This is a genomic window from Afipia clevelandensis ATCC 49720 (genome assembly GCF_000336555.1).
GTDB lineage: Bacteria > Pseudomonadota > Alphaproteobacteria > Rhizobiales > Xanthobacteraceae > Afipia > Afipia clevelandensis.
The window spans coordinates 3,528,634-3,550,961 of record NZ_KB375281.1 but is presented as its reverse complement, the minus strand read 5'-3'; the positions used below and the strand labels follow the sequence as shown (position 1 = coordinate 3,550,961).

General features: G+C 63.5%; 15 protein-coding genes. 7 read left to right on the top strand and 8 right to left on the bottom strand.

Annotated features, from left to right (window positions below):
* Nucleotides 1-146: 146 nt before the first annotated feature.
* The gene (gene gstA / locus HMPREF9696_RS16950; protein ID WP_002714266.1) at nucleotides 147-761 is read left to right on the top strand and encodes a glutathione transferase GstA; all 615 of its coding nucleotides are present in this window, start codon (nucleotides 147-149) and stop codon (nucleotides 759-761) included.
* A gap of 75 nt (nucleotides 762-836) precedes the next feature.
* Here the strand turns inward: gstA and HMPREF9696_RS16945 are convergent, their stop codons facing one another.
* The 3 genes from HMPREF9696_RS16945 to HMPREF9696_RS16935 all read right to left on the bottom strand — a co-directional run bounded on the left by HMPREF9696_RS16945 (nucleotide 837) and on the right by HMPREF9696_RS16935 (nucleotide 6,144).
* Complete coding sequence (locus HMPREF9696_RS16945; protein ID WP_002714265.1) at nucleotides 837-3,050, bottom strand: 3-hydroxyacyl-CoA dehydrogenase NAD-binding domain-containing protein; 2,214 nt, start codon at nucleotides 3,048-3,050, stop codon at nucleotides 837-839.
* A gap of 10 nt (nucleotides 3,051-3,060) precedes the next feature.
* Entirely contained in the window at nucleotides 3,061-4,269 is a 1,209-nt protein-coding gene (locus HMPREF9696_RS16940) for an acetyl-CoA C-acetyltransferase (protein ID WP_002714264.1), read from the bottom strand.
* An 81-nt stretch (nucleotides 4,270-4,350) separates the two neighbouring features.
* Entirely contained in the window at nucleotides 4,351-6,144 is a 1,794-nt protein-coding gene (locus HMPREF9696_RS16935; RefSeq protein ID WP_002714263.1) for an acyl-CoA dehydrogenase C-terminal domain-containing protein, read from the bottom strand.
* 171 nt (nucleotides 6,145-6,315) lie between these two features.
* Between HMPREF9696_RS16935 and HMPREF9696_RS16930 the strand changes: the two genes are divergently transcribed.
* The 4 genes from HMPREF9696_RS16930 (at nucleotide 6,316) to HMPREF9696_RS16915 (ending at nucleotide 12,453) form a co-directional block, all read left to right on the top strand.
* The gene (locus tag HMPREF9696_RS16930; protein WP_002714262.1) at nucleotides 6,316-7,035 is read left to right on the top strand and encodes a TetR/AcrR family transcriptional regulator; all 720 of its coding nucleotides are present in this window, start codon (nucleotides 6,316-6,318) and stop codon (nucleotides 7,033-7,035) included.
* A 186-nt stretch (nucleotides 7,036-7,221) separates the two neighbouring features.
* The gene (locus HMPREF9696_RS16925; protein ID WP_002714261.1) at nucleotides 7,222-10,515 is read left to right on the top strand and encodes an SEL1-like repeat protein; all 3,294 of its coding nucleotides are present in this window, start codon (nucleotides 7,222-7,224) and stop codon (nucleotides 10,513-10,515) included.
* A 232-nt stretch (nucleotides 10,516-10,747) separates the two neighbouring features.
* Nucleotides 10,748-11,674 carry a sulfite exporter TauE/SafE family protein gene (locus HMPREF9696_RS16920; protein ID WP_002714260.1) on the top strand — a complete coding sequence of 309 codons (927 nt, stop codon included), beginning with the start codon at nucleotides 10,748-10,750 and terminating at the stop codon, nucleotides 11,672-11,674.
* A complete protein-coding gene (locus tag HMPREF9696_RS16915; protein ID WP_002714259.1) occupies nucleotides 11,671-12,453 on the top strand; it encodes a TIGR02186 family protein in 783 nt (260 codons plus the stop codon). The genes HMPREF9696_RS16920 and HMPREF9696_RS16915 overlap by 4 nt, the downstream gene beginning before the upstream one ends.
* Here HMPREF9696_RS16915 and HMPREF9696_RS16910 read toward each other — a convergent pair.
* The 5 genes from HMPREF9696_RS16910 to HMPREF9696_RS16890 all read right to left on the bottom strand — a co-directional run bounded on the left by HMPREF9696_RS16910 (nucleotide 12,450) and on the right by HMPREF9696_RS16890 (nucleotide 19,534).
* Entirely contained in the window at nucleotides 12,450-13,784 is a 1,335-nt protein-coding gene (locus HMPREF9696_RS16910; protein ID WP_002714258.1) for an Nramp family divalent metal transporter, read from the bottom strand. The two genes, HMPREF9696_RS16915 and HMPREF9696_RS16910, sit on opposite strands and share 4 nt — an antisense overlap.
* Nucleotides 13,785-13,888: 104 nt before the next feature.
* Nucleotides 13,889-14,581 carry a ligase-associated DNA damage response endonuclease PdeM gene (gene pdeM / locus HMPREF9696_RS16905; RefSeq protein WP_002714257.1) on the bottom strand — a complete coding sequence of 231 codons (693 nt, stop codon included), beginning with the start codon at nucleotides 14,579-14,581 and terminating at the stop codon, nucleotides 13,889-13,891.
* Between the two features lie 12 nt (nucleotides 14,582-14,593).
* A complete protein-coding gene (locus HMPREF9696_RS16900; protein ID WP_002714256.1) occupies nucleotides 14,594-17,149 on the bottom strand; it encodes a ligase-associated DNA damage response DEXH box helicase in 2,556 nt (851 codons plus the stop codon).
* 71 nt (nucleotides 17,150-17,220) lie between these two features.
* On the bottom strand, nucleotides 17,221-18,432 hold the full coding sequence (locus tag HMPREF9696_RS16895) for an ABC transporter substrate-binding protein (protein WP_002714255.1): 1,212 nt from the start codon (nucleotides 18,430-18,432) through the stop codon (nucleotides 17,221-17,223).
* A 175-nt stretch (nucleotides 18,433-18,607) separates the two neighbouring features.
* Entirely contained in the window at nucleotides 18,608-19,534 is a 927-nt protein-coding gene (locus HMPREF9696_RS16890) for a class I SAM-dependent DNA methyltransferase (protein WP_040301554.1), read from the bottom strand.
* 81 nt (nucleotides 19,535-19,615) lie between these two features.
* Between HMPREF9696_RS16890 and HMPREF9696_RS16885 the strand changes: the two genes are divergently transcribed.
* Together HMPREF9696_RS16885 and HMPREF9696_RS16880 are read left to right on the top strand one after the other, a co-directional pair.
* Nucleotides 19,616-20,647, top strand: coding sequence for a ligase-associated DNA damage response exonuclease (locus tag HMPREF9696_RS16885; RefSeq protein ID WP_002714253.1), 1,032 nt, complete (start codon nucleotides 19,616-19,618; stop codon nucleotides 20,645-20,647).
* Nucleotides 20,644-22,320 (top strand): cisplatin damage response ATP-dependent DNA ligase, encoded by a 1,677-nt coding sequence (locus tag HMPREF9696_RS16880; RefSeq protein ID WP_002714252.1) that lies wholly within the window; start codon nucleotides 20,644-20,646, stop codon nucleotides 22,318-22,320. Before HMPREF9696_RS16885 ends, HMPREF9696_RS16880 begins: the two co-directional genes overlap by 4 nt.
* Nucleotides 22,321-22,328: the final 8 nt, after the last annotated feature.

Below are 22,328 nucleotides of genomic sequence, written 5' to 3'. Positions count from 1 at the left end.
CATGCCGCTGGGACGCCCGATCTGCGGGCTGACCCAGTCTACCCTAATAAATGCAGTTGCATCAATCTTGACATCCCTGCATTTAGGAGGTGGCGATCGGTCTTGCCAATGCCCCAACCTGCAGAATTCTCAAAGGGATACCTCCTATGAAACTCTATTATTCGCCCGGTGCCTGCTCGCTCTCCCCGCATATCGCCCTGAAAGAGGCCGGCCTGCCGTTCGACCTGGTCCGGGTCGACCTGAAAGCGAAGAAACTCGAGGACGGCAGCGATTATCTTGCGGTCAACCCCAAGGGTCAGGTGCCCGCGCTTGGCCTGACCAACGGCGACCTGCTGACCGAAGGCGCGGTCATCGTCCAGATGATCGCGGACAGCGCCCCGCAAAAGAACCTGGCGCCCGCCCACGGCACCGGCGAGCGTTACAAGCTGCAGGAGTGGCTGAACTTCATCGCCAGCGAGTTGCACAAGAACTTCAGCCCGCTGTTCCAGCCGGTGCTGTCCGACGACACCAAGGCATTCTTCAAGGACCGCCTGATGGGCAAGTTCAAGTATGTCGATCAGGCCCTGAAAGGCCGCGACTACATCATGGGCAACGCATTCACCGTGCCGGACGCCTATCTGTTCACGATGCTCGCCTGGGCGGATCGCACCGGCCTCGATATCTCGGGCCTGCCTAATCTCGTCGCCTACAAAGCCCGTGTCGCGGCGCGCCCGAAGGTGCAGGAAGCACTCACCGCCGAAGGGCTTATGAAGGCGTCGTAAGCGCAATCACATTGTCGGCAACGAAAAAGGGCGGGACCCATGATCCCGCCCTTTTTCTTTAGAAGACGATGTAGCTTACGCCGCCGCTTTCTTCGGTGCGAAGCGGCCATAGAAGGTTTCGCCCTTGGCCGCCATGTCGACCAGCAGCTTCGGCGGCGTAAAGCGCGAGCCGTACTTCTTCTCGAACTTGTGGCACAGCTCGACAAAGTTCTTGGTGCCCATGAAGTCGATGTAGGACAGCGTGCCGCCGGTGAACGGCGCGAAGCCGAAACCGAGGATCGAGCCCACATCCGCCTCGCGCGGATCGGTGATGACATGATCCTCGACGGTTCGTGCGGCTTCCACCGCCTGCACCACGAGGAACCGCTGCTTCAACTCCTCAACATCCAGCGTATCGGGATCGAGGTGCTTGGACTGCAGCGAGGTCAGCTCCGGCCAGAGCTTCTTCTGGCCCTTGCCCTTCTCCGGATAGTCGTAGAAGCCCTTGCCGTTCTTGCGGCCAAGACGCCCGCGCTTCTCCACCATTTCCACCAGCAGTGCCTTCTGCTCCTGATCGACGGCCTGCGCGCCCATATCGGCCTCGGTGGCCTTGAGAATCTTCAGCGACAGGTCGATGGCGACTTCGTCGTTGAGCGACAGGGGGCCGACCGGCATGCCGGCCATCTTGCCGACATTCTCGATCATCGCGGGCGGCACGCCTTCCTTGAACATCTCGTAGCCTTCCGAGACGTAACGCAGCACGCAGCGGTTGGCGAAGAAGCCGCGCGAGTCGTTCACAACAATGGGCGTCTTGTTGATCTGCCGCACGTAATCGAGCGCGGTGGCCAGCGCCAGATCGCCGGTGTTCTTGCCGACGATGATTTCCACCAGCATCATCTTCTCGACCGGCGAAAAGAAGTGGATACCGATGAACTTCGACGGGTCCTTCCACTCCTCGGCCAGCGAATTGATCGGCAGGGTCGAGGTGTTGGAGGCGAAGATCGCGCCGTCCTTCAGCAGCGGCTGGGCCTTGGCATAGGTCTCAGCCTTGACCTTGCGATCCTCGAACACGGCTTCGATCACGAGGTCGCAATCCTTGATCGCATTGTAGTCCGGTGTCGCGGAGATACGGGCGAGAATAGCATCGGCCTTGTCCTGCTTCATGCGGCCCTTGGCGATCATGCCGTCGAGCATGGTCTTGGCGTGTCCCTTGCCCTTGTCGGCGCTGTCCTGATCGCGGTCGATCAGCACGACGTCGATGCCGGCCTGCGCCGAGACGAAGCCGACGCTGGCGCCCATGAAGCCCGCGCCGATGACGGCGAGCTTCTTGACCTTGGTCGGCGGAACGTTCGCGGGACGGCGCGCGCCCTTGTTCAGCTCCTGCATCGACACGAACAGCGAGCGGATCATCGCCGCCGCTTCCTTCGAGCGCAGGATTTTCGAGAAGTATCGCGACTCGACGCGCAGCGCCGCATCCATCGGGAGCTGCAGGCCTTCATAGACGCACTGCATGATGGCGCGGGCAGCCGGATAGTTGTCGTAGGTCTCGCGGCGCAGGATGGCGTTGGCCGGCGGGAACAGTTGCATGCCGCCCTTCGAGTAGACGGCGCCGCCCGGCAGCTTGAAGCCCTTCTCGTCCCATGGCGCGACGGCCTTGCCGCCGGCCTTGATCCACTCCTTCGACGCCTTGATCAGATCCGCTACCGGCACGACCGCGCCGACGATGCCAAGAGACTTCGCCTTGATGAGGTCGATGGCGTCGCCCTTGAGCAGCATCTGCAAGGCTTCCATCGGCTGGATCATGCGCGGCAGGCGCTGGGTGCCGCCGCCGCCGGGGAACAGGCCGACCTTGATCTCGGGCAGGCCGAGACGGGTCTTCGGATTTTCCGACGCGATCCGATAGTGGCAGGCCAGCGCCAGCTCAAACGCTCCGCCGAAGGCAAGGCCGTTGATCGCGGCAACCCACGGCTTGCCCGAGGTTTCGATGTTGCGCAGAGTCTGCGACAGCTTGCGGACTTCCTCGAACACATAGGTGTTTGCGGCTTCCTCGCCCTTGCTCTTGAGCAGTTCGAGATAGGCGCGGTTCATGCCTTCCAGCATGGTCAGGTCCGCACCGCCGGAGAACGCTTCCTTGCCGGAGGTGAAAACCACACCCTTGATCGCGGCGTCCTTGCTGGTCGCATCGACGATGGCGGCGAGTTCGAGACCGGTGGTCTCGTCCAGCACATTCATCGACTTGCCGGGAATATCCCAGGTGACGACAGCAATGCCGTCGGCGTCGGTCTCAACCTTGAAATTCTTGTAAGCCATGTGCTGATCCTCAAACGCGCTCGATGATGGTCGCGGTGCCCATGCCGCCGCCGATGCACAGCGTGACCAGAGCGGTGGATTTGTTGGTGCGCTCAAGCTCATCGAGCACGGTGCCGAGAATCATCGCGCCGGTTGCACCGAGCGGATGGCCCATCGCGATAGCGCCGCCGTTGACGTTGATCTTCTCGTTGTCGATGTCGAAGGCCTGAATATAGCGCAGGACAACCGAGGCGAACGCCTCGTTCAGTTCAAACAGGTCGATGTCCGACAGCTTCATGCCGGAACGCTCCAGCACCTTCCTGGTCACATCGACCGGACCCGTCAGCATCATTGCGGGTTCGGAGCCGATGTTCGCGAAGGCACGAATCTTCGCGCGCGGCTTCAGGTTGTTCTTCTTGCCCGCCGCTTCGCTGCCGATCAGCACGGCACCTGCGCCATCGACGATGCCCGACGAATTGCCGGCGTGATGAACGTAATTCACCGCCTCGATTTCCGGATGCGACTGCACGGCCACCGCATCGAAACCGCCCATCGCACCCATCGCCGCGAAAGACGGCTGCAACTGGCCGAGCGACTGCATCGTGGTCGACGGGCGCATGTGCTCGTCCTTGTCGAGGATGGTGATGCCGTTGATATCCTTCACCGGAACCACCGACTTCTTGAAGCGGCCTTCATCCCAGGCCTTGGCCGCGCGCTGCTGGCTCTGCACCGCATAGGCATCGACGTTGTCACGCGAGAAGCCGTACTTGGTCGCGATCAGATCCGCCGCCACCCCCTGCGGCATGAAATAGCTCGGCACCGCCATCGAGGGGTCCATCGGCCAGGCCGCGCCTGACGACATGATGCCGACGCGGCTCATGGATTCCGCCCCGCCGCCGATGGTCAGTTCGTGCTGGCCGGACATCACCTGCGCCGCGGCGAAGTTCACCGCGTCCAGGCCCGAGGCACAGAAGCGGTTGATCTGCACACCCGGCACCGAGGTATCGAACCCGGCATTCAGCGCCGCAAAGCGCGCGATGTCGCCGCCCGCCTCACCGACCGGATCGACCACGCCGAGCACCACATCGTCGATGCTGTCGGCGGCGAGGTTGTTGCGCTCCTTGAGGGCCTTCAGCGGCGCCGTCGCCAGCGCCAGCGCAGTCACCTCGTGCAACGAACCGTCGGATTTGCCCTTGCCGCGCGGCGTGCGCACATGGTCGTAGATAAATGCCTCTGCCATGACGTCCTCCTGGGATGTGTTTGAAGCAGTGTGATGGAAAAATCCCGCGCCGGGAACCGGCGCGGGATGATATCGGGAAAATCAGAACGCCTCGGCGGACAATTCCATCATCGTGTCGGCGCCGCTCTGGACGCGCGACAGCCGCAGCGAGGTTTCGGGAAGCATGCGCTCCATGAAGAACTTTCCGGTGACCAGCTTGGTTTTCAGGTAGGCCTGATCGCCGCCATCCGCCAGCTTGTCCTGCGCAACCTTGGCCATCCGCGCCCACATATAGCCGAGCGTCACAAGACCGAAGAGATGCATATAATCGGTCGAGGCGGCGCCTGCATTGTCGGGCTTGGCCAGCGCGTTCTGCATCAGCCACATGGTAGCCTGCTGCAGATCCTTCAGCGCGGCGCCGAGCGGCGCGATGAAAGGCTTGAGCGCCTCGTTCGCGCCGTTTTCCTTGATGAAGGCCGAGACCTCGCCGAAGAACGCGGTGATCGCGCGGCCGCCATCGCGGCCGAGCTTGCGGCCGACAAGATCGAGCGCCTGGATGCCGTTGGCGCCTTCGTAGATCATCGAGATGCGCGCATCGCGAACGAACTGTTCGACGCCGGTCTCGACGATGTAACCGTGGCCGCCGAACATCTGCTGCGCGGCGACGGCATTGGCGAAACCCTGGTCGGTCAGCATGCCTTTGATGACAGGGGTCAGAAGACCCATGTGATCGTCGGCGGCCTGACGCTCGCCGGCATCGTCCGAACGATGGGCAAGGTCGCTCTTGATCGAGGTCCATACCACCAGCGCGCGCGCCGCTTCATTGAAGGCGCGGATCGACATCAGCGTGCGGCGCACGTCCGGATGCACGATGATCGGATCGGCGGGCTTGTCCTTCTCCTTCGCGCCCGTCAGCGAGCGGCCCTGCAGACGTTCGCGCGCGTAGTTCACCGCGTTCTGATAGGCGACTTCCGACTGCGACAGACCCTGCACGCCGACGCCGAGGCGGGCCTCGTTCATCATGACGAACATGGCCTGCATGCCCTTGTTCTCTTCGCCGACAAGGGTGCCGACCGCGTTGTCGAAATTCAGCACGCAAGTCGAATTGCCGTGAATGCCCATCTTGTGCTCGATCGAACCGCAGGACACGCCGTTCTTCTCATTGGTCAGCGAGCCGTCGGCGTTCAGTTTCATTTTCGGCACAACGAAGAGGGACACGCCCTTGATGCCCGCAGGCGCGCCTTCGATGCGCGCCAGCACCAGATGCACGATGTTCTCGGTGAGGTCCTGCTCGCCGCCCGAGATGAAAATCTTGGTGCCGCTGATCTTGTAGGTGCCGTCGGCCTGCTTCACCGCCTTGGTGCGCATCAAGCCGAGATCGGTGCCGCATTGCGGCTCGGTGAGGTTCATCGTGCCGGCCCACCGACCCTCGACCATCTTCGGCACGAAGGTCTTCTTCTGCTCGTCCGATCCATGCACCAGCAGCGCGGCCATCGCGCCCTTCGTCAGTCCTGGATACATCGAGAAGGCCATGTTGGCCGACATCATGAATTCATTGACGGTCTGCGACAGCGTGACCGGCAGGCCCTGTCCGCCAAATTCCGCCGGAGCCGACAGGCCGAGCCAGCCGCCTTCCGCAAGCTGCTTGAAAGCGTCTTTGAAACCTTTCGGCGTGGTCACCCGGCCGTCGTCGTGACGGGTGCAACCCTCCTGATCGCCGGAATGGTTGAGCGGATGCAGCACCTGCTCGCTGAGTTTGGCGGCTTCGTCGATGATCGCGGCGCGAACATCGGCGGAGGCGTCTGCAAAGCCCGGCAGGTTGTTGTAGCGGTCGATCTGGAAAACGTCGTTGAGGAGAAAGTTCACATCTTCGACTGGTGCTTTGTAGATCGTCATTGGACTGTCTCTCGGTTCACAATTGGACGTGGATGATGCGAATTGTCTGACGACGAGGCTTCAGCACATGGACCGCCTTCGATGACCGCACCATGACACGGAACCGCGCGATCCGCGCCGTGATCGGCCAGCACAGCGGCGCTATTTCTCCCGACGCCTCGGATATCTCTGTTGAATTCAACCACCGCAGCGCTGCGCGTCCCGCTCACCGGCAGGACGGGCGCGCCAGTTCAGGTGCCGCAGTTCTGCAAGGCCTCCATACACCTCTGTACGGAGCCTAGCGCCGGGCGCCATTTTGTGTCAATACACTTGTGTATGGTTGAAAGTGTCGAATCGTCGCTCTCGAAAGACCGGCTGACCCGTGAGCAATGGATCGCTCACGGGCTGCGGACCCTTGCCCGGCAGGGCGAGGCGGCGCTGAAAACCGGCATGCTGGCCGAGGGCCTGCAGGTCTCAAGAGGCAGTTTTTACTGGCATTTCGAGAGCATTGCCGACTTTCGCAACCAGTTGCTCGCGACCTGGCAGGAACGCGCGACGGACGGGGTGATTCGCGAGATCGACTCGTCGATCGTCGGGCCTGCGCGGCTGACCTCTTTGATGAAGCTGGCGTTCAACGAAGACCGGAGCCTTGATCGCGCCTTCCGCGCGTGGGCCGCCTCCGATGACGTTGCCGCCAGGGTCGTCGCGACCGTCGATGCCGGGCGTGTCGCCTATATCGCCAAGCTGCTGCGGGAATCCGGCGTCGACGCGCGGGCGTCGCTCCCCCGCGCCGAGTTCATCTACTGGGCCTATATCGGCCAGTCGTCGGTCATGAATTCTGCTCACTGCACCATCACGGAAGCGGATCTGGGCGATCTCAGCGGGTTGTTCACCCGGCCGTCCTCAAACTGACGCTCCCGGCCCGGCGCAATAATTATTAATAAGCCCGCCAGCGTTTCATTAACCCGGTATTTACCGTAACGCGAAAAAGTCAGGTCTGGAAACAGACGTCCCGCGCCGAAATTTGATTGTCTCTTCAAAGGGACGCGGGGGCCTGCAGCGCTCTGGCCGAAGCCGGAGCCGAGACCGGACCTGGGCATGACAGCGCGCGTATCGTGGAGTGTGGACGGCATTGAGCCATCGGTCCGGGAAAGGGCCGAAGCCTCCGCGCGCCGTGCCGGCATGTCCTTGGGAGATTGGTTGAATTCGGCAATCGGCAGCCCCGGCGGCAATTCCCGCGAGGCGCAGGAGGTGGCCGAAATCCATCGCCGCCTCGACTCCATCGCCCGTCAGGTCGAGCATATTTCGCGTGCACCCGGCGCACCTGCGGGCGAGCCAGCCGTGGCGCGCCAGCTCAACGACGCTATTTCCCGGCTCGACGCCCGGCTGTCGCAGATTTCAAACGGTTCGGCCAATCCGGCCTATCGCGCGGCGCCTGCCCCGCGCATGACGCCGCCCGCTGCGTCACCGATGGTCTCGTCCCCTGCAATGTCTCCGATGGATTTCTCCATCGCGGAAATCGTCGCGCGGCAAGGCGAACTTGACGGGGCGCCGCGCCAGATGACGTCAGCGGCGCGGATGCCGCCGCCATCCTTCGTCAGTCATGCGCCGCCGATCCAGCCGGACTTCTCCGGGCTGGAGCGGCAACTCTCCCAGATCACCAGCCAGATCGAAACGCTCCGCCGTCCCGACGGCGTCGAACAGTCGATCGCCGCCTTCCGGGGCGAACTGGCCGAAATCCGCCAGGCCATCACCGAGGCGATGCCGCGCCGCGCGATCGAATCCCTTGAAGGCGAAATCCGGTCGCTGGGGCGGCGGATCGACGAAACCCGCTCCACCGGGATCGACAGCAGCGCCCTGTCCGGCATCGAACGCGCGCTGTCCGAGATTTACAGCGAACTGCGCACGCTGAAGCCTGCCGAGCAACTGGCCGGATTCGACGACGCGATCCGCAATCTCGGCGGCAAGATCGACATGATCGTGCGCTCCAGCACCGATCCTGCCACGGTCCGCCAGCTTGAAGACGCCATCGCTGCGCTCAAGGGGATCGTCTCCAGCGTCGCATCGAACGAGGCGCTGAACGAACTCGCAGGCCATGTGCAGAGTCTTTCAGCCAAGGTCGATCAACTGGCGCATGCAGGCGGCAACAACGACATCCTCTCCGCGCTCGAACAGCGCATCGCGGTGCTGACCACTGCGCTCGAGCAGCGCGACCGGCCCGCCGTCGGCGATACCGTGTACTTCGACAATGCGGTGCGGACCATTTCGGACCGGCTCGACAATCTTCAGGTCGGCAATGACAGTTCCGCCTCCCTCAACCATGTCGAGCAGCGTGTGCATCATCTGCTCGAGCGGCTGGAAATGGCGGACCCGCGCGGCGGGAATCTTTCGCGGGTCGAGGAAGGCCTGTCCGACATCCTGCGGCATCTTGAGAGCCAGCGCGGCGCCAGCGCCGATCAGGGATTGCGCGCCGTATCGCCGATGGATGGCGAGGTGGTGGACACCATCAAGCGCGAACTCTCCGATATCCGCTTCAGCCAGTCGGAAACCAACCGGACTACCCAAGATTCGCTCGAGGCGGTTCACAACACGCTCGGCCATGTGGTCGATCGCCTGACCCAGATCGAGGGCGACCTGCGCAACGCACGCGCCGCGCCCGCCCCACGCGACATACCGCCTGCGATGGCCGAACCTCGCGCGCGCGAAACCTACACACCAGAGCCGCCGCGTTCGGCCAGTTCGTTCGCGCCGGTGCCGCGTCCGGAAATGCCGAATCCGGCTGCGGCCCAGGCTCCGATCGCGCGCGCACCGGCGTCGGCCGCGACCCCTGTCGTTCAGGCTCCCGCGCTCGCGCCATCCTACGACGCCCCGGAAGCCGCGCCGCCGGTCGCCGCCGTGCGCCCGCCTCCCACACCGCGGAGCCCGATTGATCCGAGCCTGCCGCCGGATCATCCCCTTGAGCCCGGCACCCGGATGCAGGGGCGATCCGGCTCCAGCCCATCGGAGCGGATCGCAGCATCCGAAGACGTGCTGAACGAGATTTCCGCCGGCAAGCAGGAGCCGGTCAGTTCGGCCAACTTCATTCAGGCCGCACGGCGCGCCGCGCAGGCTGCCGCCGCGGCACCTCCCGCGCCGGGGCCGAAGCAGAACCGCGTCACCGCGCTCAACGATGCCGCACGCAACGCCGCCAAGGCGGTGACGGCGGGCGACTCGGGGCTATCGTCGAAGATTCGCGCCCTGCTGGTGGGCGCAAGCGTCGTGGTGATCGTGCTCGGCACGGTCAAGATGGGCATGAACCTGCTCAACAACTACAGCGGCGACAACAGCTCGCTTCCGGCGGAGTCCAATGTCGCACCGGCTCCGCCGCCTGCGCCGGAAAACGGACCGCGCTCCGATGCCTCGCCTGCGATCACGCCGTCGATGACGTCGCCGACGCTGCTGACCCGCCAGTCGCCCATGAGCGGACCGCAGATCATTTCGGTGCCGCAGATGCCTGCGATTCCGGCTGCAACACCGGTTGAGCCGGTCGCCGCGCCTCTCCCTGCGGCAGCGCCCGTTGCCCCCGACGTCACGGGTTCGATCGCCACGCCGGTGGAACCCGCACCCGCCGCGCTGCCTGCTCCGGTGAAAGAGAAGGCGAAGATCAAGTTCACGCCGGTCAACGACGCGCTGCCCGAGTCGATCGGCAGCACCACGTTGCGCGCCGCCGCCAACAAGGGCGATCCCGGCGCGGCCTTCGAGATCGGCATCCGCTATGCCGAAGGCCGAGGGGTCGCGCAGGATTATGCGACTGCTGCGAAGTGGTACGAACGCGCGTCCCACAATGGCATCGTTCCGGCGACCTTCCGGCTCGGAACGCTTTACGAAAAGGGCCTCGGCCTCAAGAAGGACATCGACACGGCACGCCGGTACTACCTTGATGCCGCCGAGAAGGGCAGCGCCAAGGCCATGCACAATCTCGCGGTGCTCGACGCCGATGGCGGCGGCGCCGGCCCGAACTACAAGAGCGCCTCGCAATGGTTCCGCAAGGCGGCCGAACGGGGCATCGCCGACAGCCAGTTCAATCTCGGCATTCTCTACGCCCGCGGGATCGGCGTGGAACAGAATCTTGCCGAGTCCTACAAGTGGTTCAGCCTGGCCGCCGCGCAGGGCGATGCGGATTCAGGCCGCAAGCGCGACGATATCGCCAAGCGTCTCGATGCCCAGTCGCTGGCTGCGGCAAAGCTCGCGACACAGACCTTCGTCGCCGAGGCGCAGCCCGACGAGGCGACAGCCAACGGCGCGCCTGCTGGCGGATGGGATGCCGCGGCGCCGGCGAAAACGGCCAAGCCCGCCGCGAAGCCCGGGGCAAGGGCCGCCGCGAAAAACGCCATCAAGAGCGCGTCCTACTGAAGCCCGGTGACGGCGCCGATGCGCCGCGACGGCGGCAGCTTCCCATATCGCGGTGTTAAGATTAACAGCCGACACCGCCGTCAAATCACCAGGCATTGCGGACCGCAGGCCAAATCTTTAACCCCACCGGCGGCGTTTTCGGGTAAGCAGAGACGCGGCGCTTCATCCGCGGCGCGGCAGCTCAAACCCGCGCGGGCGCACCGGACCTCGCGCCAAAATCAAGCGAACCCGCGTGCAGCTTTTCCTCCCGATCGCCGATATCCCGATCAACGTGTTCCTCATCCTGGGGCTAGGCGCTGCGGTCGGATTCGTGTCCGGCATGTTCGGAATCGGCGGCGGTTTCCTGATGACGCCGCTCCTGATCTTCCTCGGCATTTCTCCCGCCGTGGCGGTGGCCTCGGTGTCCAGCCATATGGCCGCCTCCTCGTTCTCCGGCGCGCTGTCGTACTGGCGCAAGCGGGCAATCGACCCCGCTCTCTGTCTGGTGCTGTTGTGCGGCGGCGTGGCCGGCACCGCGTCGGGCGTCTGGATTTTCTCGCTGCTGCGCTCGGTCGGACAACTCGACCTGATCATCGCACTCTCCTACGTCGTGCTGCTGACCGGCGTCGGCTCGCTGATGTTTCTGGAAGGCCTGCGCGCCATTCTCCGCTCACGGGGCGGCAACACGTCCGTCACGCGCCGCGTGCGGGCGCAGGGATGGATCCTCGGCCTGCCGCTGAAGATGCGCTTCAAGCGCTCGAAAATTTACCTGTCCGTCATTCCGGTGATCGCGGTAGGCTATTTTGTCGGCTTTCTCGGCGCGATCATGGGCGTGGGCGGCAGCTTTCTTCTGATCCCGATCATGATCTACGTGCTGCGGGTTCCGACCTTCACCGTCATCGGCTCGGCGATGGTCCTGACGCTGGTGACGATGGTGGTGGCAACGATCCTGCACGCGCTCACCAATCATCTGGTCGATGCCGTGCTCGCCCTGATGTTGATGGTCGGCGGCGTGTTCGGCGCCCAGTTCGGCGCGCGGGCCGGCCAGCGCATCCGCGGCGAACATCTGCGGCTGCTGCTCGGACTTCTGGTTCTGTCGGTCGGCATCCGCTTTGCCGTCGAACTGGTGATCCGGCCGGGCGAACTCTATTCCATTCGCGATCTGGGAATCGGCGGATGATCCGGCGCGCACTCATTCTCGCCGCGATGCTACTGCTCCTGCCCGGGGCGGAGCCATCCGCACGGGCGGAGAACCTGATCGTCTCGGTGTCCAACCATCGCATCACCGTGACGCCGAATTATTCCGGCGAGGAACTGGTGCTGTTCGGCTCCATCGAGCGCGACAGCAAATCGAAGCCGCCGGGCACCGCCTATGACATCGTGGTGACCGTCACCGGCCCCCGCGCCGACATGGTCACCCGCCGCAAGGAGCGCAAGCTCGGCATCTGGGTCAACGTCGATTCGCGCGAGTTCATCCAGGTCCCGTCCTATCTCGGCATTTTTGCCAACCGCCCGATCGACGATATCGCCGCCGCCGACGTGCAGCGGCGGCAGCAACTGGGGCTGGCGAACTATCAGTTGCCGCAGCGCATGGGGCCGGATATCGCCAACACGGTCGCCAGCGATCCGTTTCGCTCATCCTTCGTGCGGCTGCGCACCGAGCACGGGCTTTACCGCGAGCAGACCAGCGCGCTGACCTTCCTGACGCCGACCCTGTTCCGCACCGGCATTCCGCTGCCTGCCGAAGTGACGACCGGAACCTACACCATCGACATCAAGCTGTTCGCCAATGGCGCGTTCATCGCAAAGACGGAAACCGCCTTCGAGATCGTCAAGGTCGGCTTTGAACAGTTCGTCGCCAATTCGGCGCGCTACCACGGATTGCTCTACGGACTTGCCACCGCGATGATGGCGATCATGACCGGATGGCTCGCCTCCATCATCTTCCGCAGGGACTAGAGGATAAATCCGGCAGCCATCGCGATCACGCACGCGCCCATCGTCGCTGTCGACAGCCATCCCAGCCAGTAGAGCGGCCCGCTGACGACAAACTTGCTCATCACATCGCGGCGGCGGGCGACAAGCATCAACAGGATCATCACCGGTACCGCGAGCACCCCGTTGATCACTGCGCTCCAGTAGAGCGCCGAGATGGGGTCGATCGGTGTCAGGTTCACGACAATGCCGATGCCCGCCGACAGTGCCAGCACGCCATAAAACGCGGCAGCTTCACGCGGCTTGCGCGCAAGTCCGACAGGCCATCTGCGGCCTTCGCCGATGGCATAGGCAGCAGACCCGGCAAGCACGGGCACGGCCAGCAGGCCGGTGCCGATGATGCCCAAAGCGAAAATGAATTCGGCAAAATTTCCCGCAATCGGCTTCAGTGCTTCAGCAGCCTGCGCCGAGGTCTCGATATCGGTCTTTCCGGTTGCATTCAGCGTCGCCGCCGCCGTGATGATGATCGAGATCGCAATCAGGTTCGAGAAGGCCATTCCGACAATGGTGTCGGCGCGGATGCGGTGAAACTCCCGTTGCGCGCCATAATGCTTTTCCGCCAGAGGCTGCTTTCTGGCATCAACCCTCTGGTCTTCGACTTCCTGCGACGCCTGCCAGAAGAACAGATAGGGCGAGATAGTCGTGCCGAGGATGGCGACCAGTGTGGTCAGAAATGCGGAGGTCCACTGCACATGCGGAATGCCAATGCCGCGCAACGCATCGGCCCATGCGACTTTCGTCACGGCAAGCGCCGCCACGTAGGAGAACAGGCTGAGGGTCAGCCATTTCAGCACCGCGCTGTAGCGCCGGTAATCGAGAAAAATTTGCGCCGCGGTCGAGGCCATGCCGAACACCAGCACGTACAGAAAGCCGGGGCCGCCGATCAGGAGTTTCAGCGCGTCGCTCATCGCGGCGAGATCGGCCCCGATGTTGATTGTGTTGGCGATGAACAGCAGCGCCACGATGACGTTTAGAACCCAGGCCGGATAGAGCCGGCAGACATTTCCGGCAATGCCACGCCCGGTAACGCGCCCGACACGCGCGGAGATTTCCTGAATTGCCACCATCAGCGGGAATGTCAGCAGCATGGTCCAGCCGATGCCATAGCCGAGCTGCGCGCCCGCCTGGCTATAGGTGCCGATGCCGGAGGGATCGTCGTCCGACGCGCCGGTGACGAGCCCGGGGCCGAGGGTTTTGAGAAACCCCCGCACGCTGAACGGCTCGGGCTTCTTCTCATGGTGCGCCCCGCTGTCCGCGGGCGCTGTCTTTCGATGGTCGACCTTGTGGCGTGTCATGCCTGTGCCCAGCCGCGACCGACAACCGCCTTCATCCGCTGCGGTTCCGTGACATCTGACAGAACCGGCGTCGGCCATCCATGGCGCAGATCAAATCCGGGTTTTCAATAACACCGCGCCGCCGCGATGCTGTGGACCTTGCGGTCGCCCAGCACATGCGCGGTGAAGGCCAGCGTCTGGAAGATCGCCGCGAAAGCCACGTCGCGAATGCTGAGACCGCCGGTATACGCGCCAAATGCCGGCATCACAGCCCGCTCCCCGTCGCTGGCGAAACACCGCCGCTCGACCGAACGTCCGCGCGTCGACACCCGTGCCTTGGGATGAAGATGACCGGCGATTTCGCCGACCGCACCGGTCGGCTCATGGCGAAACACAATCGACCCGATGGCAACTTCGTCCGCGACGGTGCCGCCGAAATCGCGCGGCAGGGCCGGATCGTGATTGCCGGAAATCCAGATCCAGTCACGCCGCGCCTGCAGTCCAGCGAGCGCGTCGCGATCGTCGGACGACAGTCGCTGATGCGCCTCGCGATCATGGAAACTGTCGCCAAGGGCGATGACGGTGCGGGGATCATGCCGGGCGATCACCGCCCCCAATCGCGCCAGCGTCGCAGCGGTGTCAAACGGCGGCAACAGCACGCCGCGTTGTGCGAAGCTCGATCCCTTTTCCAGATGCAAATCGGAAACGACCAGCAGCCGCTCCTCTTCCCAGAACAACGCGCCCACAAGGTCAGCGGTGAAGGTCACGCCGGCGACAGTCACTTCCGGAACCTGCTCTGCCGCCTGTGTGCCTTGCATTTCGTTTCGATCTCAATTGGGCGGCATCGCCTCTTTGACCAGTTCCTCGGCGGCCTCCGCCAGCAACTCGTCCGATGCTTCGCCATAAACCGCTTCGCGGCCGATTTCCAGCATCACCGGCACCGCGAGCGGGGACACCCGGTCGAGTTCCTTGTGTGTGATTCGGCCCTTGATCCGGATCAGCATATCGCTGAGACGGCGAATATCCAAAAGGCCGGTCGCAGCGTCTGCGCGCGCCGCACGCAGCAGCACATGGTCCGGCTGATGCTTGCGCAGCACGTCGTAGACGAGATCCGTCGAGAACAGCACCTGCCGCCGCGATTTTTCCTCGCCGGTGAACCGGCGCGCGATCAGGCCGGAGATCACCGCACAGGTGCGGAAGGTCCGTTTCATCAGCGCCGATTCCGCAAGCCAGGCTTCGAGATCGTCGCCCAGCATGTCGGCATCGAACAGCGCGTCCAGATTGAGCCGCCCGCCCCGGATCATCGACGACATGTCGCCGAGCGACCACACCGCCAGCGCATATTCATTGGCCACAAACCCGAGCGGTTTGGCCCGCGCACGTTCCAGCCGCCGCGTCAGCAGCATGCCAAGCGTCTGATGGGCAAGGCGGCCCTCGAACGGATAGCAGACAAGGTAATGCTTATCCGCGCGGGGGAATGTTTCGACGATCAGTTCGCGCGGCCCGGGCACGCGGGAAAATGCCGCCTGCAGCGACAGCCATTCGCGCACCTGATCCGGCAATCCCTTCCAGGCCCGCTGATCCGCGAGCAGCAGCCGCACGCGCTCGGCAAGATAGGTCGAGAGCGGAAACTTGCCGCCCATGTATGACGGAACCTTGGCATTGGCGTCGTTGCTACGCGAAACATAAACCTCGTCTTCCATCAGGGCTTCGTAACGCACCACCTCGCCGCCGAACACGAAGGTGTCGCCGGGCACCAGCCCTTCGATAAAGTACTCCTCGATCTGCCCGAGCATCCGTCCGCCCCGCGCGATCACGCCGGTCGAGCCCGAACTCTTGCCGCGCCCGCGCACCAGCTTCACCTTCAGCATCGGCTCTTCGACAATGGTGCCGACATTGAGGCGATAGCTCTGGCGCACCTTCGGATTGGTCACCCGCCAGCGGCCAGCCTTGTCCTGCTTGATGCGCGCGAAGCGTTCATAGCTTTTCAGCGCGTAGCCGCCGGTCGCGACGAAATCGACGGCATCGTCGAAATCGCTTCGCGAAAGGTCCATGTACGGCGCCGCGCTGCGCACCTCTTCATAAAGCGCATCGGCCAGAAATGGCTCGCCGCAGGCGCAGCCGAGAATGTGCTGCGCCAGCACGTCGAGCGAGCCGGTGCGCTGCGGCGGGGTGTCCTGCGCATTCTCCGCCACCGCGTCGATGGCCGCGCGGCATTCCAGCACCTCGAAACGATTGGCCGGCACCATGACAGCGCGTGACGGTTCATCGAGACGATGATTGGCGCGGCCGATCCGCTGCATCAGGCGCGACGCACCTTTGGGCGCGCCGACATTGATGACGAGGTCGATATCGCCCCAGTCGATGCCGAGATCGAGCGACGAGGTACAGACCACGCCGCGCAGCTTTCCCGCCGCCATAGCATCCTCGACCTTGCGGCGCTGCGCCACATCGAGCGAGCCGTGATGGAGCGCAATCGCGAGACCGTCGTCGTTGATGCGCCAGAGGTCCTGAAACAGCATCTCGGCCTGCGCGCGGGTGTTGACGAACATCAGCGAGGTCTTGTTCGCCTTGACCAGATCGTAAATCTCGCCGAGCGCATGACGCGCCATGTGCCCCGCCCACGGCAGCCGCTCTTTTGTGTCGAGCATTTCGACAATGGGCGCGGCGCCGGCATCCGCGATCACAAGATCGGCCATCCGCGCGATGCCATCCGCCTGGGGCATCAGATAGCGCCGCAGATCGTCCGGCTCCGCGACCGTCGCGGACAATCCGACCGTCGTCGCCTGCGGCGCCAGCCGCCACAGCCGCGCAAGACCGAGCGACAGGAGATCGCCGCGCTTGGATGTCACCAGGGCATGCAGTTCGTCGAGCACGATGCGCTTGAGCGACGAGAACAGATAAGGCGCATCATCCGATGACAGCAGCAGTGCAAGCTGCTCCGGCGTGGTCAGCAGAATATCCGGCGGATCGCGCCGCTGGCGCTGGCGCCGCGACACCGGCGTGTCGCCGGTGCGGGTTTCCACCCGAACCGGCAGCTTCATGTCGGCAACCGGCTTGTCGAGATTGCGCGCGATGTCCACCGCCAGAGCCTTCAGCGGCGAGATATAAAGGGTATGCAAACCGCCGGTGCGCGCAATGCTGCGCCCGGTCGAAAGCATCTTTGCGGATTTCGGCTGTGGCCTGCCCAGTTCCACCAGTGTCGGCAGAAATCCCGCCAGCGTCTTGCCCGCGCCGGTGGGTGCGATCAGCAGCGCGGACCTGCCCTGCTGCGCCTTGGCCAGCAGATCGAGCTGATGCGCGCGCGGCGACCAGCCCCGCGCGGTAAACCAGTCGCGGAAAATCTCGGGCAAAAGATCGGGCGATGTCGGGGCCTTGGTGTCCACGCCCTAGAGGTAAGACGTCGCAGGCCTCGGGTCGAGAGCGGAGACGGATGATCCGTCTCCGCCGCGATCCCTCATTGGCTGACCGGCTTGTCGGACAGATCCCAGTCCTTGCCATTGAAGACACCGATGAACAGCGTCTTGATCGGCGAGTAATCGTCCGGCGACGTGGCGTAGGTGATGCCCGGCAGGAAGATCGGCGCCTTGTAACCGGCCAGATTGGTGGCCTGCTTCAGGACGTTCTCATGGGTCAGTTCATCGCCGCATTTCTCGAGGATCCGCGCCATCGTTACGGCCTGCGAATAGCCCTGGAACGCGATGGTGTTGTCCTGATCGACGTTCGACAGATATTTGGTCCGTAGTTCCTGGAAGCCCTTCACGTCGGGATCGTTCGCCCATTTCGGGCTGCCGACCTCCTTGGTGTAACTCGCAGCGACGATGCCCACGGCGTTTTCAGTGCCGGCGGCGTTGAGAATCGATCGGCCGCTCGACGTGCTGACCAGCAGATGGAGCGGTTTCCAGCCGAGTTCCGCCACCTTGCGAATCGACTGCGACGTCGCCTTGCCGGTGGAGATATTGTAGAAAACATCGGCGCCGGACTTCGACAGATTGATCATCTGCGAATCGATGGTCGGATCGGTGAGATCGTAGGATGCTTCCGCGATCACCTTCGCCTTGCCGCCGGCTTCCGCCAGAATCTCCTTGAACGAATTCATGTAATCACGGCCGAACTCGTCGTTCTGGTACAGGATGGCAACCTTTGCCTCGGGCTTCTTCTGCAACAGATAGCGCGCGAGAATACGTCCCTCGGTCGGATAGAGCGGCAGACCCGGCGTGGTCCATTTGAAATTCTTCGGATCGTTCCAGCGTCCCGCGCCGGTGTTCAGAAGAAGCTGCGGGATTTTCTTGCTGTTGAGATATTTCTGCACGGCGGTCTGCGGTCCGGTGCCAAGCGAGCCGAACAGCGCCAGCACTTCTTCCTGTTCGACCAGCCGCCGCGTCGCCTCGACGGTCTTCGGTGCGCTGTAGGAATCGTCCAGCGTCAGAAAGGTGATCTTGCGCCCGTTGATGCCACCCTTTTCATTCAGCATCTGAAAATACGCCGCCTGGGTGCGGCCGATCACGCCATAGAGCGATCCTGGTCCCGAATGCGGCACCGTCTGGCCGAGCTTGATCTCGGTGTCGCTCGCGCCCGGATCGTATTTCTTCTGGGCCTGCGCGCCGGAAGTACCCATCAAAACGGTCGCCGCGAAAGCCGCCGCAATGGCAAAAGATGTGGTTTTCATTTTTATGTTGTCTCCTCGATTGTTCCGAAGGCCTTCGTCGGGTCTGTTTTTGGGGCCTTTTGCAGCCGGGATCGGCGATCCGCCGGACCGCGCGGCCGGGGCGGATGCTGGCAGGCCTTCCGCGCCTGTCTTGCGTTTTGTCGCTACGCTGATGTTGCGGATGCGGAATGGCGGCTTATGCCTTGCTCGCCGTGACCACGAGGCCCGGAACATCCTCCCCCGCCTCGATGCGGGTTGAAGCCGAGGCAATGGCGCAGGACACCAGTCCGGCATCGGCCAAAGCGCCGCGCAGACAGGCCTCGCCATGGGCATAGCGCAGCCCGGCCCCGAGAATGACGCCATCGCCGCTGTGCGTTTCCACCGTGAACGCGAGCAGGCCCTTCGGCTTCAGGACGCGCGCCGCTTCGCGCAACAACGCATCCAGCTCCGGCACGTAGACAAAGGCATCCGCCGCGAGGATCAGGTCTGCGCCGGAATCCGCTTCGGCGGACAGTCCCTGCTGCATGTCGGCGACATCGAGACGTACGTAGAGGCCGGTGGCACGGGCACGCTCGATCATGCCTGGCGACAGGTCGACGCCGATGAACTCGTCCACCAGCGAAGCGAACTCGCGCGCGACCAGTCCGGTGCCGCAGCCAAGATCGATGGCGCGCGCGAAATGCGAGGGCAGCCTCGCCGCATGACGTGCCGCCAGCACGGCCTTCAGCAGCACCTCGGGTCCGCGATAATCCAGATCGTTGACCAGTACCTTGTCGAAGCGCGGCGCGTACTGGTCAAACAGCGCCCGCACATAACCCTGTGGCATGGTGGAGAGATTTTCCGCGCCGAGCCGCATCAGCCGCACCTTGGCGCCATGGCGGTCTTCCGCATCGCAATCCCGCGCGCGAATGAAAGCGGCAATCGCGTCATCGCGCTGGCCCAATTGCTCGCGCAGATCGCCGAGCGCGAACCAGGCCGAAGCGAAACCCGGCTCAAGCTCAATGGCCTGCGCCATCAGGTCGGCAGCGGCGGCAAGGTCTCCGCGCAACTGCAGGTCGCGCCCGAAATCATAGCGGCGATCGGCAATCAGGTTTCCGGAGGACAGGAACAACGCGGCGGGCATGGACTTGAAATGAACCTCGGCAATGAGCCACGCGGGATGTAACAGACTCCTCCCCGGCTCGAGAGTGACTATATACCGCATATGCGCCCGCACGACATCCTGATGCCTGTTGCCGCCGGCCTGTGCTGCAAGCCCGGCGGCTTTCATATCGATCCGGTGCGGCCGGTGGAGCGGGCGCTGATTACCCATGGCCATTCGGATCATGCCCGTCCCGGCCATGGTGCGGTGCTGGCGACGCAGGAAACCCTCGACATGATGCGGCTGCGCTATGGCGACAATTTCGCCGGCAGCACGCAAGCCATTGCATATGGCGAAACGGTCAAACTGGGAAGCGTCAGCGTCACGTTTCATCCGGCAGGCCATGTGCTGGGATCGGCGCAGATCGCGGTGACCGACGGCACAACCAGAATCGTTGCGTCGGGCGACTACAAGGACACGGCGGATCCGACCTGCGCACCTTTCGAGATCGTGCCCTGCGACGTGTTCATCACCGAAGCGACCTTCGGGCTTCCTGTCTTTCGTCACAGCGATCCGGTTGGTGAGATCGAGAAACTGTTGGCGTCGGTCGCATTGTTTCCCGAGCGCGCGCATCTGGTCGGCGCCTATTCGCTTGGCAAGGCGCAGCGCGTCATCGCATTGATCCGCGAAGCCGGTTACGACGAGCCGATCTACCTGCACGGCGCGATGGAGAAAATCACGCGCTACTATGAAAGCCGCGGCATTGATCTTGGCGCGTTGCGGCTGGCAAAGGGCATGAAGAAGGCCGATCTCGCGGGAACGATCACGCTCGCACCGCCTTCGGCCATTACCGACATCTGGACGCGACGATTTCCCGATCCCGTCGCCGCATTCGCCTCGGGCTGGATGCGTGTGCGCGCCCGCGCACGCCAGAAAGGCATCGAACTGCCGCTGGTGATTTCCGATCACGCCGACTGGGACGGCCTCTGCGCCACCATTAATGCAACCGGCGCAGGCGAAATCTGGGTCACCCACGGCCAGGAAGATGCACTGGTCCACTGGTGCCAGTCGAAAGGCCTGAAAGCACGCCCGCTCGCCTTGGTCGGCTATGGCGATGAAGACGAAGGCGTAGCCGTTGACGAGGCGGCGTCATGAACCGCTTCGCACATCTGCTCGATCGTCTCGCATATGAACCCGGCCGCAACAACAAGCTGCGGCTGATCACGAGCTACTTTCGCGAGGTGCCCGATCCCGATCGCGGCTGGGCCTTGGCTGCACTGACTGGCGCTCTGTCGTTTCGCCATGCCAAGGCCGGGCTTATTCGCGACCTGATTGCTGCACGCACCGATCCGACCCTGTTTGCATTGTCCTATGACTATGTCGGCGACCTGTCGGAAACCGTCGCGCTGATGTGGCCGGCGGACCGGCGCGCGACCAACTCGCCGCCGCCACCGACGCTCACCGAAGTCGTCACGACTTTCAATACGCTCGGAAAGACGGAAATCCCTGCACAGCTTGTGCGCTGGCTGGACGAACTGGATGAGACCGGACGCTGGGCGCTTCTGAAACTTGTGACGGGCGGGCTGCGCATCGGTGTTTCGGCGCGGCTGGCGAAAACCGCGGCAGCGGCTCTCGGCGACAAGGATGCCCACGATGTCGAACTGATCTGGCCGGGGCTTGCGCCGCCCTATCTCGACCTGTTCGCATGGCTTGAGGGCCGCGCCGACAAGCCGGTCAATCGCGATCCTGCGCCGTTCCGGCCGGTGATGCTGGCGCATGCCATCGAGGACACCGATTTCGCCAATCTCGCGCCGGAGGATTTCACCGCCGAGTGGAAGTGGGACGGCATCCGCGTACAGGCGGTGAGCGGGCTGGACGAGAACGGCACCACCGTGACGCGGCTTTATTCGCGGACCGGCGAAGACATCACCAAAAGCTTTCCCGATCTTCTCCCGTCGCTGCGCCTTCCCGGCGCACTCGACGGCGAACTGCTGGTGCTGCGTGAGGGGCGTGTGCAGACATTCAACATCCTGCAGCAGCGGCTCAACCGCAAATCCGTGACGCCGAAGCTGATGAAGGATTATCCGATCCATCTGCGCGCTTACGACCTGCTCAGTGACGGCGAGAATGATTTGCACATGCTGACTTTCAGCGAACGGCGCGAAAAGCTCGAAGCCTTTGTCGCACAGCTTGCCGATCCGCGCGTCGATCTCTCGCCGCGCGTGCCCTTCACAAGCTGGGATGAACTTGCCGCCGCGCGCGCTAATCCAGCCAGCGCCGGGGCGGGAGAGAACTCGGAAGCCGTAGAGGGCGTGATGCTGAAACGGCGCGATGCACCCTATCTGCCTGGCCGCCCGAAAGGACAATGGTGGAAATGGAAACGTGACCCGCACATTATCGACGCTGTACTGATGTACGCGCAGCGCGGCCACGGCAAACGCTCGTCATACTACTCCGATTATACATTCGGCGTCTGGACCAGCATTGATGGTGTCGAACAACTCGTCCCGGTCGGTAAAGCCTATTTCGGATTTACAGACGAGGAGTTGATTCAAATCGACCGTTTCGTGCGCCGTCATACCACCGAGAAGTTCGGTCCGGTGCGCCATGTGGTGCATGAGCCGGATCGGGGACTGGTGTTCGAGGTGGCATTCGAGGGGCTGGCACGTTCGGCGCGGCATAAATCCGGAGTCGCCATGCGCTTCCCCCGCATCAGCCGCCTGCGCTGGGACAAACCGCCGCGCGACGCCGACCGGCTGGACACACTTGAACGGATGTTAATCTCCGAGAGCAAAATTCTCTCATCCGCCGCTGCCGGCGGGCATTGACGGCGACA

Excerpts from the sequence above, each read along its gene's own strand:
- gstA (WP_002714266.1), top strand. The coding sequence starts at position 147 with ATGAAACTCTATTATTCGCCCGGTGCCTGCTCGCTCTCCCCGCATATC.
- HMPREF9696_RS16945 (WP_002714265.1), bottom strand. The coding sequence starts at position 3,050 with ATGGCTTACAAGAATTTCAAGGTTGAGACCGACGCCGACGGCATTGCT.
- HMPREF9696_RS16940 (WP_002714264.1), bottom strand. The coding sequence starts at position 4,269 with ATGGCAGAGGCATTTATCTACGACCATGTGCGCACGCCGCGCGGCAAG.
- HMPREF9696_RS16935 (WP_002714263.1), bottom strand. The coding sequence starts at position 6,144 with ATGACGATCTACAAAGCACCAGTCGAAGATGTGAACTTTCTCCTCAAC.
- HMPREF9696_RS16925 (WP_002714261.1), top strand. The coding sequence starts at position 7,222 with ATGACAGCGCGCGTATCGTGGAGTGTGGACGGCATTGAGCCATCGGTC.
- HMPREF9696_RS16915 (WP_002714259.1), top strand. The coding sequence starts at position 11,671 with ATGATCCGGCGCGCACTCATTCTCGCCGCGATGCTACTGCTCCTGCCC.
- HMPREF9696_RS16910 (WP_002714258.1), bottom strand. The coding sequence starts at position 13,784 with ATGACACGCCACAAGGTCGACCATCGAAAGACAGCGCCCGCGGACAGC.
- pdeM (WP_002714257.1), bottom strand. The coding sequence starts at position 14,581 with ATGCAAGGCACACAGGCGGCAGAGCAGGTTCCGGAAGTGACTGTCGCC.
- HMPREF9696_RS16895 (WP_002714255.1), bottom strand. The coding sequence starts at position 18,432 with ATGAAAACCACATCTTTTGCCATTGCGGCGGCTTTCGCGGCGACCGTT.
- HMPREF9696_RS16890 (WP_040301554.1), bottom strand. The coding sequence starts at position 19,534 with ATGCCCGCCGCGTTGTTCCTGTCCTCCGGAAACCTGATTGCCGATCGC.
- HMPREF9696_RS16885 (WP_002714253.1), top strand. The coding sequence starts at position 19,616 with ATGCGCCCGCACGACATCCTGATGCCTGTTGCCGCCGGCCTGTGCTGC.
- HMPREF9696_RS16880 (WP_002714252.1), top strand. The coding sequence starts at position 20,644 with ATGAACCGCTTCGCACATCTGCTCGATCGTCTCGCATATGAACCCGGC.